At 62.3% G+C, this 16,719-nt stretch carries 13 protein-coding genes; 3 read left to right on the top strand and 10 right to left on the bottom strand.

Annotation, left to right across the window (positions count from 1 at the left end; genetic code table 11):
- Positions 1-6: 6 nt before the first annotated feature.
- A complete protein-coding gene (gene cobA, locus GEV39_RS16780; protein ID WP_173890575.1) occupies positions 7-747 on the top strand; it encodes a uroporphyrinogen-III C-methyltransferase in 741 nt (246 codons plus the stop codon).
- An 81-nt stretch (positions 748-828) separates the two neighbouring features.
- On the opposite strand, the gene GEV39_RS16785 is transcribed toward cobA, so the two are convergent.
- From GEV39_RS16785 to ppsA, 8 genes are all read right to left on the bottom strand, one after another.
- On the bottom strand, positions 829-1,866 hold the full coding sequence (locus GEV39_RS16785; RefSeq protein ID WP_009684019.1) for an OmpA family protein: 1,038 nt from the start codon (positions 1,864-1,866) through the stop codon (positions 829-831).
- A gap of 111 nt (positions 1,867-1,977) precedes the next feature.
- On the bottom strand, positions 1,978-2,544 hold the full coding sequence (sigX, locus tag GEV39_RS16790; protein WP_003248665.1) for an RNA polymerase sigma factor SigX: 567 nt from the start codon (positions 2,542-2,544) through the stop codon (positions 1,978-1,980).
- A gap of 113 nt (positions 2,545-2,657) precedes the next feature.
- Positions 2,658-3,482, bottom strand: a complete 825-nt coding sequence (locus GEV39_RS16795; RefSeq protein WP_173890577.1) for a mechanosensitive ion channel family protein — start codon at positions 3,480-3,482, stop codon at positions 2,658-2,660.
- A gap of 2 nt (positions 3,483-3,484) precedes the next feature.
- Positions 3,485-3,757, bottom strand: a complete 273-nt coding sequence (locus GEV39_RS16800; protein WP_173890579.1) for a CrfX protein — start codon at positions 3,755-3,757, stop codon at positions 3,485-3,487.
- A 112-nt stretch (positions 3,758-3,869) separates the two neighbouring features.
- Positions 3,870-4,865, bottom strand: coding sequence for a divalent cation transporter CmaX (gene cmaX, locus GEV39_RS16805; protein ID WP_173890580.1), 996 nt, complete (start codon positions 4,863-4,865; stop codon positions 3,870-3,872).
- Between the two features lie 27 nt (positions 4,866-4,892).
- Positions 4,893-5,384 (bottom strand): ribonuclease E activity regulator RraA, encoded by a 492-nt coding sequence (gene rraA / locus GEV39_RS16810; RefSeq protein WP_009684023.1) that lies wholly within the window; start codon positions 5,382-5,384, stop codon positions 4,893-4,895.
- A 219-nt stretch (positions 5,385-5,603) separates the two neighbouring features.
- A complete protein-coding gene (locus GEV39_RS16815) occupies positions 5,604-6,596 on the bottom strand; it encodes an alpha/beta fold hydrolase (RefSeq protein WP_249414285.1) in 993 nt (330 codons plus the stop codon).
- 101 nt (positions 6,597-6,697) lie between these two features.
- Entirely contained in the window at positions 6,698-9,073 is a 2,376-nt protein-coding gene (ppsA, locus tag GEV39_RS16820) for a phosphoenolpyruvate synthase (protein ID WP_173890584.1), read from the bottom strand.
- Positions 9,074-9,264: 191 nt separating this feature from the next.
- Here ppsA and ppsR point away from each other — a divergent pair, with 191 nt between their 5' ends.
- Positions 9,265-10,083, top strand: a complete 819-nt coding sequence (ppsR, locus tag GEV39_RS16825) for a posphoenolpyruvate synthetase regulatory kinase/phosphorylase PpsR (protein ID WP_012271263.1) — start codon at positions 9,265-9,267, stop codon at positions 10,081-10,083.
- A 198-nt stretch (positions 10,084-10,281) separates the two neighbouring features.
- On the opposite strand, the gene GEV39_RS16830 is transcribed toward ppsR, so the two are convergent.
- Entirely contained in the window at positions 10,282-15,147 is a 4,866-nt protein-coding gene (locus GEV39_RS16830; protein ID WP_173890586.1) for an NAD-glutamate dehydrogenase, read from the bottom strand.
- Between the two features lie 273 nt (positions 15,148-15,420).
- Here GEV39_RS16830 and GEV39_RS16835 point away from each other — a divergent pair, with 273 nt between their 5' ends.
- A complete protein-coding gene (locus GEV39_RS16835) occupies positions 15,421-15,774 on the top strand; it encodes a hypothetical protein (protein WP_009684028.1) in 354 nt (117 codons plus the stop codon).
- Positions 15,775-15,802: 28 nt separating this feature from the next.
- Here GEV39_RS16835 and GEV39_RS16840 read toward each other — a convergent pair whose 3' ends face one another.
- Positions 15,803-16,708, bottom strand: a complete 906-nt coding sequence (locus tag GEV39_RS16840) for a LysR family transcriptional regulator (protein ID WP_029887872.1) — start codon at positions 16,706-16,708, stop codon at positions 15,803-15,805.
- Positions 16,709-16,719: the final 11 nt, after the last annotated feature.

A 16,719-nucleotide genomic window follows, 5' to 3' on the forward strand; every position in this document is an offset into this window, starting at 1 on the left:
ACGCGGATGAATGCAAAAGTGTGGCTGGTCGGCGCCGGCCCGGGTGACCCGGAACTGCTCACCCTCAAGGCTGTACGCGCCTTGCAGCAAGCGGCAGTGGTGATGGTCGACGACCTGGTCAACCCGGCAGTGCTGGAACATTGCCCGCAGGCGCGGGTTATTGCAGTGGGCAAGCGTGGTGGCTGCCGCTCGACACCACAGGCGTTCATCCAGCGCCTGATGTTGCGCCACGCCCGCCAAGGGCGCTGTGTAGTGCGGCTCAAGGGCGGCGACCCATGCATTTTCGGCCGCGGCGGCGAGGAGGCCCTGTGGCTGCAGGGGCATGGTATCGAGGTGGAAATCGTCAACGGCATCACCGCAGGCCTGGCAGGCGCCACGCAGTGCGGTATTTCCCTGACCTCGCGGGGCGTCAGCCGCGGGGTAACGCTGGTGACCGCGCATACCCAGGATGACAGCGCACTGAACTGGGCAGCATTGGCCCAGGCTGGCACCACGTTGGTGGTGTACATGGGCGTGGCCAGGCTGGAGCAGGTCCGCCAAGGGTTGCTGGACGGGGGAATGGCACCCGGCATGCCGGTGGCCATGATCGAGAATGCCTCGCTCCCCGAGCAACGCGAGTGCAGGAGCGATGTGCAGGGGATGGTCGAGGATGCGCGTGGGTTCGCTTTGCGTAGCCCGGCGATCCTGGTGATTGGCGAGGTGGTTGGGGCGCAGGTCGCTCAGCAGTGGGTGACCGCTACCGGCTGACAGCCACGGCCCGCCGGCCGGTAAAATCCAGCCAAAGAAAAACCCGGCCGAGGCCGGGTTTTTCGTGAAGCTTCAAACCAATTACTTGGCCTGGGCTTCTACCTGAGCTTCAACGCGACGGTTGATAGCACGGCCTTCTTCGGTGGCGTTGTCAGCAACCGGACGGGTTTCGCCGTAGCCAACCGAGTCAACACGGCTGGACTCTACGCCGTACTGCTGGGTCAGGACTTGCTTGACAGCGTTGGCACGACGCTCGGACAGCTTCTGGTTGTAAGCGTCTGGACCCACGGAGTCAGTGTGACCTTCAACCACGGTGGTGGTTTGTGGGTACTGCTTCATGAAGTCAGCCAGGTTCTTGATGTCGCCGTAGCTGTTTGGCTTGACGACCGACTTGTCGAAGTCGAACTTCACGTCCAGCTCAACACGAACGACTTCGGCAACAGCCGGGCAGCCGTCAGCATCAACGGTAACGTTGGCCGGGGTGTCTGGGCACTTGTCGACGTTGTCGCACACGCCGTCGTTGTCGGAGTCGGAGCAAACTTCAGCAACAGGTGCTGGAGCGGGGGCTGCGGTTTGCTTCGGGCTACCGCCGAAGTTCAGACCAACACCAACGCTTGGGGCCCACTCGGTGTCGCCCTGGTCGATGTTGTACTGGGCTTCAACGCCAGCACGGGCGTAGAACATGTCGGTGATGTACCACTTGGCACCGGCGCCAACGTTGGCGAAGGTGGAGTGGTCACGACCGCCACGGCCGGTCTGGCCCAGCGACTGGTGCGAGAAACCAGCGGAAACGTACGGACGGATAGCGTCGTACGGGTTGTTGAAGTGGTAAACGGCGTCCAGGGCGGTGTTCGAGCCCTTGATGTTCTTGCCGTCATCGCCACGAGCATTGTGCACTTCGTCGTAGCCCAGACGCAGTTCAACGTCGTCGGTCAGGAAGTAACCGATCGAACCGCCGAACAGGTTGCCGTCGTTCTTGAAGTCGCGCTGGCTGTCGAAGAATTCTTTCTTGTAGAAGATTTCAGTCTCGACCGCGCCTTGACCTTGTGCCATAGCGCCAATCGAGGTGGCGGCTACGAGCGAACCAATGGCCAAGCCCAAGGTGTTTTTCAATTTCATCCGTTAAATCCCCATCTGGTGATAGTTAAGCAGTCCCACCATAAACAAGGGGGACAACTCGACGGCAAGTCTAGCAGAACTCGCCGATTCGTTAGAGATATTTGCAGACGACTAAGTTTCATCGAGACCCGCAAATTTCTCACGAAGCTTGTCTAGCGCGCGCTTGTATCGCATTTTTGTAGCGCTCAGGCCCATGTGCATGATGTCGGCGATCTCCTGGAACTCCAGCTCTGCGACAAAACGCAGCACCAGGATCTCGCGGTCGATCGGGTTCACATGCACCAGCCACTTGTCCAGCCCGCCTTTTTCTTCCGGCTTCGGTGCCTTGTCCTCGGACGCCTCTTCAACAGGGTCCAGGCTCAGGGCATCCATCAACCGGCGTTTGCGGCGCTCCTTGCGGTACTGGGTAATGCACTCGTTGTAGGTGATGCTGTAGAGCCAGGTCTTGAACTTGGATTTACCCTCGAAGTTCTTCAGACCGTACAGCACCTTGAGCATCACTTCCTGACAGACATCGTCCGCGTCACGGTCGTTCCCTAAATAACGTGCACAGACGTTGAACAGGGTCCGCTGGTAGCGCCGCATGAGCTCCTCATAGGCACGGGTGACGTGGTACAGCTCCTCATGCGAACGCGCCACCAACTCTTCGTCGGTGAGCTCGCGAGGGTCATAACGCATGGGCGGCGTAGGAACTTTATTCAAAACGGATCTGGCCGACAGTCAGGTCAATGTCGCCGCGCGACCCCGTGGGTCGAATTTCGCGGCGGCATACATTAACAGCTTTCACGCGGTTAGCGGCTATTGACTCGCTGTTCCAGCAGCTCGCGGTTGGACAACGACACCAGCTCCCCCTCCTCGGTCAGCAGCGTGGTTTTCACCGTGCCGATTTCCTCAATGAGCCCTTCGACCTCTCCAATCCGCACCTGCTGGCCTACCTGGTACAACTCGCGAACATAAATGCCGGCCAGAATCTGCCCGGCAATTTCGCGGCTGCCCAGGCCCATGGCCAGGGCAACCGCCAGACCAACGGTAATCAGGCCGATGACGATCACATGGTTGAGCAGGTCGGTTTTCACCTCCAGCTGGCTGATGGCCACCGAAATGCTGATGATGATGACCAGCCCTTGCGCGATCCGCCCCAGGCCAGCCGAATACTCCAGGCCAATGCCTTCTGCAGCACCGCGCACCAGGCCATTGGCCACCTGTGCCAGCAGCACACCGGCCAGCAACACCAGGGCCCCGCCGAACACTTTCGGCAAGTACAGGGCAAGCATGTCGAGGGTCGCCGAAACCCGCTCCAGGCCCAGCGATTCAGCGGCGGAAACCAGGAAGATGAGCAGTACGAACCAGTAGACGATCTTGCCGATCAGGGTGGAAATGGGCACCTGAATGCCGACCCGGCCCAGCATTTTGGTCAGGCCGGTACCCGCCATCAGGCGGTCCAGGCCGAATTTGGCCAGCAGTTTGGACAGCAGTGTATCGAGCAGCTTGGCTACCACGAAACCGAGCAGCACCACGACCAATGCGCCGAACAGGTTAGGGATGAAGTTCGCCACTTTGGTCCAAAGGGCGGTCATCGCGGTGACCAGGCTCTGGGTCCAGAGATCGAGTTCCATATTCAATCGGCCTTATCTGCTTTGCTGCCAGCGGCAGCGTTGCGGGAAGTGTGTCGACGCACCGGCGCGACATGCGCCGAGCCATTGTTCACGGCAATCAGCAGCGCCTGGCTCCAGCGGCCAAGCAAGCTGAACAGATCACCCGCACCGACCTGGCGGTTGGCGGTTTTCAGCACGCGACCCAAGCAGGCAGCGTCATCCCGGTCGTCCCGGTCGTTGCCGGAGGGTGACGCCTTGAGCAGGTCGCGCAGGGATTCTTCAAACGGATCGTGCATGTGCACCTCGCGCAGTGTCAGCTAGAGACGAGATGGCCCGGCGATGGGTCACACATCCGATTGGCACGAATGTTTCGAATGGTGTGATGTACGCCTGCAGCCCGCCCACGCTTCATACCCATCGCAACCGGCGGAACAACCACCACTGCCCCACCGCCAGCCCTAGCACCACAAGGCAGGCGAACAGGAAGCCGTAGGGGTTTTGCGCCCCCGGAATGCCACCGACATTGATGCCCAGCAGCCCGGTGATGAAGCTCATCGGCAGAAAAATGCAGGTGATGATGCCAAAGCGGTACATGGTGCGGTTCATCCGCTCGCTGCGGCGACGGTCTTCGCTCTCCAGCACCAGCGCGGCGCGCTCGCGGGTCAGCTCCAGCTCCTCCAGGTAGCGGATCAGGCTGTTGTTCAGCTCGTTCCAGTAATCGGCATCGGCATAGGCGAACCAGCCCCACTTGCTGCGTGATAACTGGGCATAGATTTCCCGTTGCGGGGCCAGGAACCGGCGCAACCCAGCGGCCCGCCGACGGATCTGCTGCAGGCTGCCTTGTTCGGGGGTATACCGTTCGTCGGATTCGACCTTTTCTTCTTCCAGGTCGACCAGTTCGGCGAGGTCACTGACCAGCCCCTGTACCTTTTCGGTCAGCAGTTCCCCCATCAGCAGCAGCAGTTCGGATGCGGATGTGGGCCCCCTGCCCTGTTCCAGTAGCTGGAGCACCTCGTCGCTGGCGCGCAGGGGCCGCAAGCGCAGCGAGATGAACCGCTGCGCCTCGGCGAAAATGCGCACCGAGACCATGTCTTCCGGCTCGGCACCCGGGTTCAGGTTGACCCCACGCAAGAACAGCAGCAGTTGTTCATCGGCCATGGGCAGCAAGCGCGGGCGGGTATTCTCCTCCAGCAGCAGCTCGCAGGCGAACTCGCTGAGGCCGCTTTCATGCAACAGCCAGGTACGGGTTTGCGGGTGGCTGCGATCCCAGTGCAGCCACAGGCTCTGCTGGGGCTGCAATTGCAGGTCGGCCAGTTCGGTACGGGCAATCGAGCGCGCGCCGCCTTTGCCATCGAGCACCAGGGCATGCACCAGCCCCCACTGCGCGTTGTCTTCCTCGAACATCAAAGCTCCATCAGCGCGTGCGGCGCATCACTCCGGCATTTTCAACGGGCTTGGCGACACCAGCACGCCATTGTTGTCGGCGTACACATACTCGCCCGGGCGGAACGTCACGCCGGCGAAGGTCACTGCCACATTGAGGTCACCGATGCCGCGCTTGTCGGTCTTCATCGGGTGGCTGGCCAGCGCCTGCACGCCGACGTCGGTCTGGATCAATACATCGACGTCGCGTACGCAGCCGTAGATCAACAAGCCTTCCCAGCCATTTCTGGCAGCCTTCTCGGCAAGCATGTCCCCCAGTAATGCCCGACGCAGCGACCCACCGCCATCGACTACCAGCACCTTGCCTTTGCCATCGAGTTCGACCTGCTCCTTGACCAGCGAGTTGTCCTCGAAGCACTTGATGGTAACGATCTGGCCGCCAAACGAATCACGGCCACCGAAGTTGCTGAACATCGGTTCCAGCACCTGGACCAGGTCCGGGTAGGCGTCACACAGGTCGGGCGTTACGTAATGCTGCATGGGAAGCTCCTGTCAGTCACAACGAAAGCGGGTATCGGCCAAGGCTACACCGTAGAGCCCATTGCAGTCATCCGGGACTAGATAGTCATGTGTGTTTTGCCTGTGCCGGCCCTATCGCCGGCAAGCCGGCTCCCACAGGATTGTCACAGGTTCGCAGGCTTGTGCAGTACCTGTAGGAGCGGGCGCGCCCGCGAAGAGGCCAGCACAGGCGACGCAAACTCAGCTGACCGGCACAGGCTCTGCAACCACTGTGGACGCATGCACCGGCAACAGCGGGTTACGCAGCCAGCGCTCCACCAGCGGCCACACCTGCACCTGCGCAGCCTTGCTCACCAGCATGTCGACATGCCCGAAAGTGTCGAAACCTTCTTCACGCCCCAGCCGCAGGAACTGCTTGCGCTCGCCCCCCACCTGTTCAAACAGCTTGCGGCAGGCCCACACCGGGTCCTGGAAGTCGCCGGCGCCGGCCACTGCCAGTAGCGGCACATCGACCTCGGCCAGCCCTGCCCACCAATCCTGCTTCTTGTCGCCAAAACGCCCGAACAGGCCATGCCAGCGCAGGCTTTCCAGGGCCAGCCCTAGTGGTTCGTCCTCTGGCCCACGCTTGAAGCGCGGCCCGGAAATCTGCCCCCAGCGCTTGAGCAGCCACTTCGCGCCCCAGGCCACTGGCGGGACCTTCAACGGCCAGTACACGCGGCTGACCTGTGTGCCGAACAGGGCCACGCTCGCAACCTCGTCGGCGCTCAGAAAACCGCCACCCAACGCTGCCACAAGGGTTGTCCCGCCGAGTGAGTGGCCCACCCAATGCGGCGCCTGGCCGGCTTGTTCGCGCACGAAGGCGTTGATGGTTGGCAGGTCTTCACGGGCATAGCCGGCTACGGTGTTGAGTCGCCAGGCCGCATTGCGTGGCGACAGACCATGGCCACGCATTTCCGGGATCCATACGTCGAAACCGGCCCGTGCCAGATAGGCCCCCAGGCCGATGCCCTTGGGCGAATACCAGAAACGCCGGTTGGAAAAACTGCCATGCAGCAGAATCACCGGCACGCCCTGGGCCTGCTCCTGGTCGGCCAGCCCCAGACGGGTAACGGCCAACTCCACACTGGGATCAGGGCTGTTGCCGGCCTTGATCCGGTACACGTCTTCACTGAGGTCGCCGCGGCGCTCGGCACTGAGCAAGGCCACGGGAAATAAACGGCTACTGCTTTGCATAAGGTTGCTTGGTGCACAAAAAAGGGCGGGATCCATTGCTGGAACTCGCCCTGGAAAAAACCAGGCGGGGGCACGCCAGACGCCCCCCCGCGTTTATTGCGTCAGGCTGCGCCCTGGCCTTCGGCGAGGAAGAACCAGGTTTCGAGTACCGAGTCCGGGTTCAGCGACACGCTCTCGATGCCCTGCTCCATCAGCCACTTGGCCAGGTCTGGGTGGTCCGACGGGCCCTGGCCGCAGATGCCGATGTACTTGCCAGCCTTGTTGCAGGCAGCAATGGCGTTGGCCAGCAGCTTCTTCACGGCCGGGTTACGCTCGTCGAACAGGTGGGCGATGATGCCCGAGTCACGGTCCAGGCCCAGGGTAAGCTGGGTCAGGTCGTTGGAGCCGATCGAGAAGCCGTCGAAGTACTCCAGGAACTCCTCGGCGAGAATGGCGTTGGACGGCAGCTCGCACATCATGATGACGCGCAGGCCGTTGTCGCCACGGGCCAGGCCGTTTTCGGCCAGCAGGTCGACGACCTGGCTGGCCTCGCCCAGGGTACGCACGAAGGGCACCATGATTTCGACGTTGGTCAGGCCCATCTCGTTGCGTACGCGCTTGAGCGCGCGGCACTCGAGTTCGAAGCAGTCACGGAACGACTCGCTGATGTAGCGCGAGGCACCGCGGAAGCCCAGCATCGGGTTCTCTTCTTCCGGCTCGTACAGCTTGCCGCCGATCAGGTTGGCATACTCGTTGGACTTGAAGTCCGACAGGCGCACGATGACCTTTTTCGGGTAGAAGGCCGCGGCCAGGGTGCTGATGCCCTCGACCAATTTCTCGACGTAGAAGCCGACTGGGTCGTTGTAGCCGGCAATGCGCTTGTCGACACTGTCTTTGAGGTCGGCAGGCAGACCTGCGTAGTTCAGCAGTGCCTTGGGGTGCACGCCGATCATACGGTTGATGATGAATTCCAGACGCGCCAGGCCGACACCGGCGTTGGGCAACTGGGCAAAGTCGAAGGCGCGGTCCGGGTTGCCGACGTTCATCATGATCTTGAACGGCAGCTCGGGCATGGCATCGACCGAGTTCTGCTTGACGTCAAAGCCCAGCTCACCCTCGAAGATGAAGCCGGTGTCGCCTTCGGCGCAGGAAACCGTGACGCCCTGGCCGTCTTTGAGCACCTGGGTGGCGTTGCCGCAACCGACCACGGCCGGGATGCCCAGCTCACGGGCGATGATCGCCGCGTGGCAGGTACGCCCACCGCGGTTGGTGACAATGGCGCTGGCGCGCTTCATCACCGGTTCCCAGTCCGGGTCGGTCATGTCGGAAACCAGCACGTCGCCTGGCTGCACCTTGTCCATTTCCGACACATCGTGGATCACGCGGACCTTGCCGGCGCCGATGCGCTGGCCAATGGCACGGCCTTCAACCAGGACCGTGCCCTTTTCCTTCAGCAGGTAGCGCTCCATGACATTGGCGCTGGAGCGGCTTTTCACGGTTTCGGGGCGGGCCTGGACAATGTACAGCTTGCCGTCGTCACCGTCCTTGGCCCATTCGATGTCCATCGGGCGCTGGTAGTGCTGCTCGATGATCATCGCCTGTTTGGCCAGTTCGCTGACCTCGGCGTCGCTCAGGCAGAAGCGCGCACGTTCGGCGCGGTCGACTTCCACGGTTTTCACCGAACGGCCGGCCTTGGCTTCATCGCCATAGACCATCTTGATCGCCTTGCTGCCCAGATTGCGGCGCAGGATAGCCGGGCGGCCGGCCTGCAGGGTGTTCTTGTGCACGTAGAATTCGTCGGGGTTTACCGCACCCTGTACCACGGTTTCACCCAGGCCATAGGCGCCGGTGATGAACACCACGTCGCGGAAGCCTGACTCGGTATCGAGGGTGAACATGACACCGGCGGTGCCGGTTTCGGAACGAACCATGCGCTGCACACCGGCAGACAGGGCGACCAGTTTGTGATCGAAGCCCTGGTGCACGCGGTAGGCAATGGCACGGTCGTTGAACAGCGAAGCGAACACTTCCTTGGCCGCGCGGATCACGTTGTCCACGCCGCGAATGTTGAGGAACGTTTCCTGCTGGCCGGCGAACGAGGCGTCCGGCAAGTCTTCAGCAGTGGCAGAGGAGCGCACGGCAACGGCCATGTTGTCGTTGCCAGCGGCCATTTCGGCAAACGCCGTACGGATTTCCGCATCCAGACGCGCCGGGAAGTCGGCTTCCATGACCCACTGGCGGATTTGCGCGCCGGTCTTGGTCAGGGCGTTGATGTCATCCACGTCGAGGGCGTCGAGCGCCGCATGGATCCGGTCATTGAGGCCACTCTGCTCGAGAAAATCGCGGTACGCCTGCGCCGTAGTGGCAAAGCCGCCCGGCACCGATACACCAGCACCGGCAAGGTTGCTGATCATCTCGCCCAGGGATGCGTTCTTGCCCCCCACATGCTCCACATCATGGACGCCGAGCTTATCGAGGGAAACTACGTACTCTACCAAGGTGATCTCTCCACTAACTGTGTTGGAAAAGCTCAAAGGGCGCCCGCCTGTACGCTATGACTTGGCCGGGCGTTTGTGGCCTGTACCTGGAAAATAGGCTTTGCAAATGTGGCAGAATGTCGACAGCCGCATTCGGCAAACCGAACTTATCATATCCAAGAATCTTCATCAGCTTAAGGCCCAGGTCGCAAATGAAACGAACCGCGTTCTTCATCTCCGATGGCACCGGTATCACAGCCGAAACCCTGGGCCAGAGTCTGCTCGCGCAATTCGAGAGCATCCCGTTCAACAAATTCACCCGGCCGTACATCGATTCGCCCGACAAGGCGCGGACCATGGTCCAGCAGATCAATGCCGCGGCCGAGCGTGACGGTGTGCGCCCGATCATCTTCGACACCATCGTCAACCAGGACATACGTGAGATCCTGGCCACGTCGAATGGCTTCATGATCGACATCTTTTCGTCGTTTTTATCCCCACTTGAGCAGGAATTGACCGCCCATTCGTCGTATTCCGTGGGTAAGTCCCATTCGATCGGCGGCAATTCCAACTACATGGAACGCATCGAGGCGGTGAACTTCGCCCTGGACAACGACGACGGCGCGCGCACGCACTACTACGACAAGGCCGACCTGATCCTGGTGGGTGTGTCGCGCTGCGGCAAGACCCCCACCTGCCTGTACATGGCCATGCAGTTTGGCATCCGCGCCGCCAACTACCCCCTGACCGAAGACGACATGGAACGCCTGCAGTTGCCGGCAGTGCTGAAAAAGCACCACAACAAGCTGTTCGGCCTGACCATCGACCCTGACCGCCTCACGGCCATCCGCCACGAGCGCAAGCCCAACAGTCGTTACTCAAGCTTTGCCCAGTGCGAGTTTGAAGTGCGCGAGGTGGAGAGTTTGTTCCGCCGGGAGAACATTCCCAACATCAATTCCACGCATTTTTCGGTGGAAGAGATTTCGGCGAAGATCCTGGTGGAGAAAGGCGTGGAGCGGCGGTTCAAGTAGGAAAGCTTCAAGCTTCAAGCTTCAAGTTTCAAGAAAAAGCGGGGGCTGTGTACAGGATCTAAACGGTGCTAAAGCCAGAAGCTGCAAGCGAAACCAGTGAGGTCCGCTTGCAGCTTGTAGCTTGTAGCTTGTAGCTTGTAGCTTGTAGCTTGTAGCTTGTAGCTTGTAGCTTGTAGCTTGCAGCTTGCAGCTTGCAGCTTAAGCAGGCACCACCGCGGCCTGCCCGCTCATGGCCAGGTCGACCAGCTCGCGGTTGGCCACCGCATACATCGCATAGTCGTTGCCGCTGGCATTGCGCAGGTCATCGAGCATCGCGCGCCAGCGCTCTACCATCACCCGGTGCTGCTCGGCCCACAGCGCCACACGGGCGTCCATGTCTTGCGGCCCGTCGGCCATTTGCAGGACCGAAATGGTGATCGCCCGCTGCTGCAAGTCGATGTCGTCACGGAAGGCCTCGCGGGCCAGCGCCTGCCAGTTGTTTTCCACCGGCAGGTTGCTGATTTCCTGCAGGTACCAGGTCAGGTCCAGCGCGCTGCCCACGGCGAAGAACGCCTTCGCCACCTGCGCCGGCTCATGCCCGGTAACGTCAGCCGCTTCGATGATCGGCAGCAACGTGTACAGGTGGCTGGTACCGGCCACCATGCGCGCAAGCAGTTCCGGCACGCCAGCCTCGACGAAGCCCTGGTAGCGCACCATCCAGCGTTCGCGGGTCGGGCCTTCGAGCAACTCATCCAGCTTGAGCCCGAGCTGCGCGATTTTCGGCCCGAAGTGCGCGGTGTCGCGCCCGGCGTCCTGCTCGTTGCGGCGGCTGCGCAGGAACCAGCGGGTTGCACGGCGGCCCAGGCGCATCAGCTCGTCCATCAAGGTCAGCTGGACCTCCGCCGGCACCTGGTAGTCGAGGGCCTCGATCTGGCGGAACCAGTGCGGCAGGTGGAAGATGTCGCGCACGATCACGTAAGCCCCGGCCACGTTGGCCGGGCTCATGCCAGTCGACTCCTTGAGACGCTGGACGAAGGTGATGCCCATATTGTTGACCAGGTCGTTGGCGATCTGGGTACTGACGATTTCACGCTTCAGGCGGTGGCGGCGCATGGATTCGGCGAACTTGCTGACCAGCGACGGCGGGAAGGCGGTTTCCATGTCGCGCGTCAGGTAGTCGTCGTCCGGCACCTGCGACTTCAGCAACTGCTCCTTGAGGTCGATCTTGCTGTACGAGATCAGCACCGACAGCTCGGCGCGGGTCAGGCCATGGCCGGCGGCCAGGCGTTCGGCCAGTTGCTCCTCGGAGGGCAGGAACTCGATGGCACGGTCCAGCTTGCCCCGCGCCTCCAGGTCAGCCATCAGGCGCTTGTACTCGGCAATGCGTTCGCGGGCGCGGCGGGCGGCCAGCGACAGCGCCTGGGTCTGCTTGTAGTTGTTGCCCAGCACCAGGCTGGCGACTTCATCGGTCATGCTGCCGAGCAGCTGGTTACGCTGCTTCTCGGTCATGTCGCCACCCTGCACCACTTCATTGAGCAGGATCTTGATATTGACCTCGTGGTCAGAGCAGTCCACGCCACCGGCATTGTCGATGAAGTCGGTGTTGGTCGCCCCGCCGTGCAGGCCGAACTCGACCCGGCCAAGCTGGGTCATGCCCAGGTTGCCACCCTCGCCCACCACCTTGCAGCGCAGCTCGTTGCCGTTGACCCGCAGCGCGTCGTTGGCCTTGTCGCCGACGTCGGCGTGGCTTTCGCTACTGGCCTTGACGTAGGTGCCGATCCCGCCATTCCACAGCAGATCGACCGGGGCCTTGAGCAACGCGTTCAGCAACTCGGTCGGCGTCAGGCGGTCGGCTACGATGGCGAAGCGTTCTTTCATCTGCGGGCTGATGGCAATGCTCTTGGCGCTGCGCGGGAAGATGCCACCGCCTTCGGACATGATGCTGGTGTCGTAGTCGGTCCAGGCCGAGCGCGGCAGGTCGAACAGGCGCTTGCGTTCGGCGAAGCTGGAAGCCGGCTCGGGGTTGGGGTCGATGAAGATGTGCAAGTGGTTGAACGCGGCCACCAATTGCAGCTTTTCGGACATCAGCAAGCCATTGCCGAATACGTCGCCGGCCATGTCCCCCACACCGATGACGGTGATCGGGTCTTCCTGCACGTTGATGCCGCGCTCACGGAAGTGCCGCTGCACGCCGACCCAGGCGCCGCGCGCGGTAATACCCATTTTCTTGTGGTCGTAACCGGCCGAACCGCCCGAGGCGAAGGCGTCGCCCAGCCAGAAACCGTAGTCGATGGCAATGCCGTTGGCGATGTCGGAGAAGGTCGCGGTGCCCTTGTCGGCGGCCACCACCAGGTACGGGTCGTCATCGTCGTGGCGCACCACGTTGGCCGGCGGCACCACGCCGCCATCCTTGAGGTTGTCGGTGATGTCGAGCAGGCCGGAAATGAAGATGCGGTAGCACGCCACGCCTTCGGCCGCGATCTCGTCACGGCTGCCGCCCAGCGGCAGGCGCCGCGGCAGGAAGCCACCCTTGGCACCCACCGGCACGATCACCGAGTTCTTCACCTGCTGGGCCTTGACCAGGCCGAGCACTTCGGTGCGGAAGTCTTCTTCGCGGTCGGACCAGCGCAAGCCGCCACGGGCCACGTTGCCAAAGCGCAGGTGCACGCCCTCGACCCGTGGCGAATAGACGAATATCTCGAACTTGGGCACCGGCTTGGGCAGCTCGGGAATCAGCCGCGGGTTGAACTTGAAGCTGAAATACGACTTGTTCTGGCCGTTGGCGTCCGGTTGGTAGAAGTTGGTGCGCAGGGTGGCCTTGATCAGGTCCAGGTAGCGGCGCAGGATGCGGTCTTCGTTGAGTACCTGCACCTCGTCCAGCGCGGTCAGAATGGCCTGTTCCAGGCGCTGCTGCTTGTCGTCCAGGTCGTCCTGGGTCAGCTTGCGCGCCAGGTAGAAGCGGGTCTTGAACAGCCGGGTCAACTCACGGGCGATGTCAGTGTGGTTGTTCAGGGTGCTGGCGATGTAGCCAAGGTCGAAGCCCAGGCGGATCTGCTTGAGGTAACGGGCGTAGGCGCGCAGCAGTGCCACGTCGCGCCAAGGCAGGCCGGCAGTCAGCACCAGGCGGTTGAAGGCATCGTTCTCGGCATCGCCGCGCACGATATGGATGAACGCGTCCTGCAGGGTGTCATTGAGCTGCTGGATATCCAGGCTAAGGCCTTCGCTGTAAGTGAAGGCGAAGTCGTGGATCCAGTATTCACGGCCACTGGCATGGCGCAGCCGGTACGGGAACTCGCCGAGTACGCGCAGGCCGAGGTTTTCCAGAATCGGCAACACATCGGAGAGCGCCAGCGGCGTGTCCACGTGGTACAGCTTGCAGTGCAGGATGCGCTCGCCGACCTGGGTCAACGGCTGGTAGAAGCTCATCGCCAGCGGCTTGCTTTCCGACAGGTTGAGCACGTGCTGCAGGTCGACTACCGCCGAGTGGGCGGCGAAACGCTCGCGGTAGCCCGCCGGGAAGCCGGTGGGGAAATCGGCGAGGATGTTGGTGCCCTGGGCTTCGCCGAAGTTCTCCACGACCAGCGCCGAATAGTCGTCGCGCCACGAGCGGCAGGCCTGCACCACTTCGCGCTCCAGCTGCTGCGGGTCGATGTCGATGCGGTTTTTCGGGTCGACCCGAAGAATCAACTGCACGCGGGCCAGCACCGACTCGGAGAAAAACGTCCAGAACTCGCAGTCGCTGGCCTTCAGGCGCTCCATCAATACCTGCTGGATCTTCTGCCGCACTTCGGTGGAGTAGATTTCCCGCGGCACGTAGGCCAGGCAGTAGCAGAAGCGGCCGTACGGGTCCTTGCGCAGGAACACGCGGATCTTGTTGCGCTCCTGGATCTGCACGATCGCCATGACCGTGGTGAACAGCTCGTCGATTGGCGTCTGGAACAGGTCGTCGCGCGGCAGCACCTCCAGCACCTGAGCCAGCTCCTTGCCCAGGTGAGCCTTGGGATCGAAGCCCGAGCGGCGCTCCACTTCCGCGACCTTGACGCGGATGTACGGAATGGCATGCACACTTTCGCCGTACACCGACGAGGTGTACAGGCCCATGAAGCGGTGCTCCTTGATGACGTTGCCGTCGGCGTCCAGCTGGCGAATCGAGACATAGTCCGGGTAGGCCGGGCGGTGCACGCGACTGGGCAGCGCGGCCTTGGCGAACGACAGCAGCAGCGGCTCATTGAGGTAAGCCACGGCGTAGTCTTCGATGCGCAGTTCGTCGGCCGTCAGGCCCACACGCAGGCGGCGCGGCAAGCCGAGGAACGACTGTTCGTCGTAGACCATCTGGCCGCCATCGGCAGTGCTGGCGACGGTGAATTCCTCATAGCCGAGGAAGGTGAAGTGGTTGTCCAGCAGCCACTCGAGGAAGGCCTTGACCTCGCCCTTCTCGTTTTGCGCCGGGCCGAACGCGGTTTGCTCCACCTTGGCGAGCACTTCCTGCAGCTTGGCTTTCATCGGCTCGAAGTCGGCAACCGCCACCCGAACCTCAGCCAGCACCTGTTCGATCTCGCGGGTCAACACGGCCAGTTCGGCGGCATTGGCGCAGCGGTCGATCTCCAGGTACATCAGCGACTCGTGCTGCACACCCTCGCCCCGGCTGCCCTTGGGCAGCAGCTCCAGCAGCTCGCCGTTTGCGCCCCGGCGCACGCTGAGCACGGTGGTTTGCAGGGTGTGGATGCTATAGCCACGGCGGTTGAGCTCGGTGCGTACCGAGTCGACGAGGAACGGCAGGTCGTGGTGCAGCACCTCGACCACGGTATGGGTCGACTGCCAGCCGTTGCGTTCGTAATCGGGGTTGTACACGCGTACTTGCGGGTACTGGGGGTCGAAACGCTCGATGATGCGCCAGGCCGACAGGGTGCAGCCGGCCAGGTCGGAAAGCCTGCGCTGGGTGAGTTCGTCCAGAGAGATGATGCCGAAGAACTGATCGGCGAACAGCGCCACTTGTGGCAGGGACTGTTCGCTGATGTGCTGCGCCAGGGCCGCTTGCAGTTGGTGCTGGAAGTCGGCTTTGCTGGCTGCGGTGAAGAACGCCATCTGTGGTACTCCGCTTGGGCTTTGTAATAGTTGAAGCGTCGCTGCGTGCGCCATTTACGGATCAACGATAGCCAACCCGTGGCAAGGCGGACGGTAAAAACCAGAGGTGGAACGTGCGCAGGCACGCCCGGGCTTGGCGAAGCTTAACGACTGATCGGTCATCAAGGCTTGCAGCGCTGCGACAATTTCGGTCAAGGGGCGGTAACTTTACGTTTATGCATGTAGCCAAGACTGTCAGAATTCCCTTCCGTTTCCTTTGATCCGAGCCTGCTCATGCAAATCAACACCGCCCTGCTGTTCGCCACCCCTTGCGATGACGAGGAAGACAACATGGCGACCCTGTGCTGCCATAGCGACAAGGGCCAGATGTTCCTGCTTACCCGCTACCCGGACGAAGACACCGTCGACCTGACCCTGGATGACGAGCCGTCGACGCTGGACGGGCTGAAAGTGACCTTGAGTGCCAAGCGCCTGCTGATCGAAGTGGCCGCCGGTGACCGCGATGCGCTGAAGGGGGATGAGGTGCTGGAAATCAACCTGACCAGCGACCTCAGTGACCTGGATGAGGTGAAGGAAACCCTGGAGAACATCCTGGCCGGCACTGGCACCTTCGTCTGCGAGCTTTAGGGCTTCATACGCCGCGCGTCGCCCCTGATCATGCCAGCGCTTGTTGCATTGCTTTAGCCTGCGCCCGCAATGCCTCACAAAACGGCTCCACCGCAGCCGAAGCCGGCCGATGATCCGGGCGGATCAGCATCACCTGGTATGGCACCGATACCCGCAACGGCCGGATCGGCAGCCCGCCCTGCGCGGCCTCCAGCCCGCTCAGCGGGTTGATGATGGCAACCCCCAGGCCCTGGCGCACCATGGCGCAGACCGAGGCCGCACTGGTCGTCTCGATCACCGTTCGGCGGTTCACACCCGCCGCGCGGAAGTGCTGGTCCAGTTGCTGGCGGTAGGTGTCCAGGCTGGCCAGGTTGATGAAATCGACTTCGTGAAAATCGCTCAACGCCAGCTCGGCCTTGGCCTGCAACGGGTGGTGTTCGGGCAGCACGCACACCATGTTGGCGCTGAACAGCCGCTCCCCATACGCCCCGCGGGGTATCTGCTCGACCTCGGTCAGGCCCAGGTCGTGCTGCTGGGCCACCAGTGACTCCTCCAGCAACGGCGATTCCTGGGCCAGAATGCTCACACTCACCCCCCGGTGCTGCTGGTGGAAGCGCTGGCAGGCCTTGGGCAGCAGGGTTTGCGAGAACAGCGGCAGGCAGGTGATGGCCAACCGGCCCTGCTCGAAATTGCGAATGGCCTGGGCAAAGCGGTCGATCCGCTCCAGCCCGACATAGGCGCGCTCCACCTCCTCGATCAACAGAAGTGCCTGGGCTGTCGGCACCAGCCGCCCACCTTCGCGCTGGAACAGGTTCAGCCCGGTGACCTGCTCCAGCCGGGCCAGCTCGCGGCTGACGGTGGGCTGCGAAGTGAACAGCAGGCGAGCTGCAGCGGTGACGCTGCCCGCCGCCATGATGGCGCGGAACACTTCGATATGGCGGACGGACAATTTCACGGCAACGCCCT

This window comes from Pseudomonas sp. NY5710, assembly GCF_013305665.1.
Taxonomy (GTDB): Bacteria; Pseudomonadota; Gammaproteobacteria; order Pseudomonadales; family Pseudomonadaceae; genus Aquipseudomonas; species Aquipseudomonas juntendi.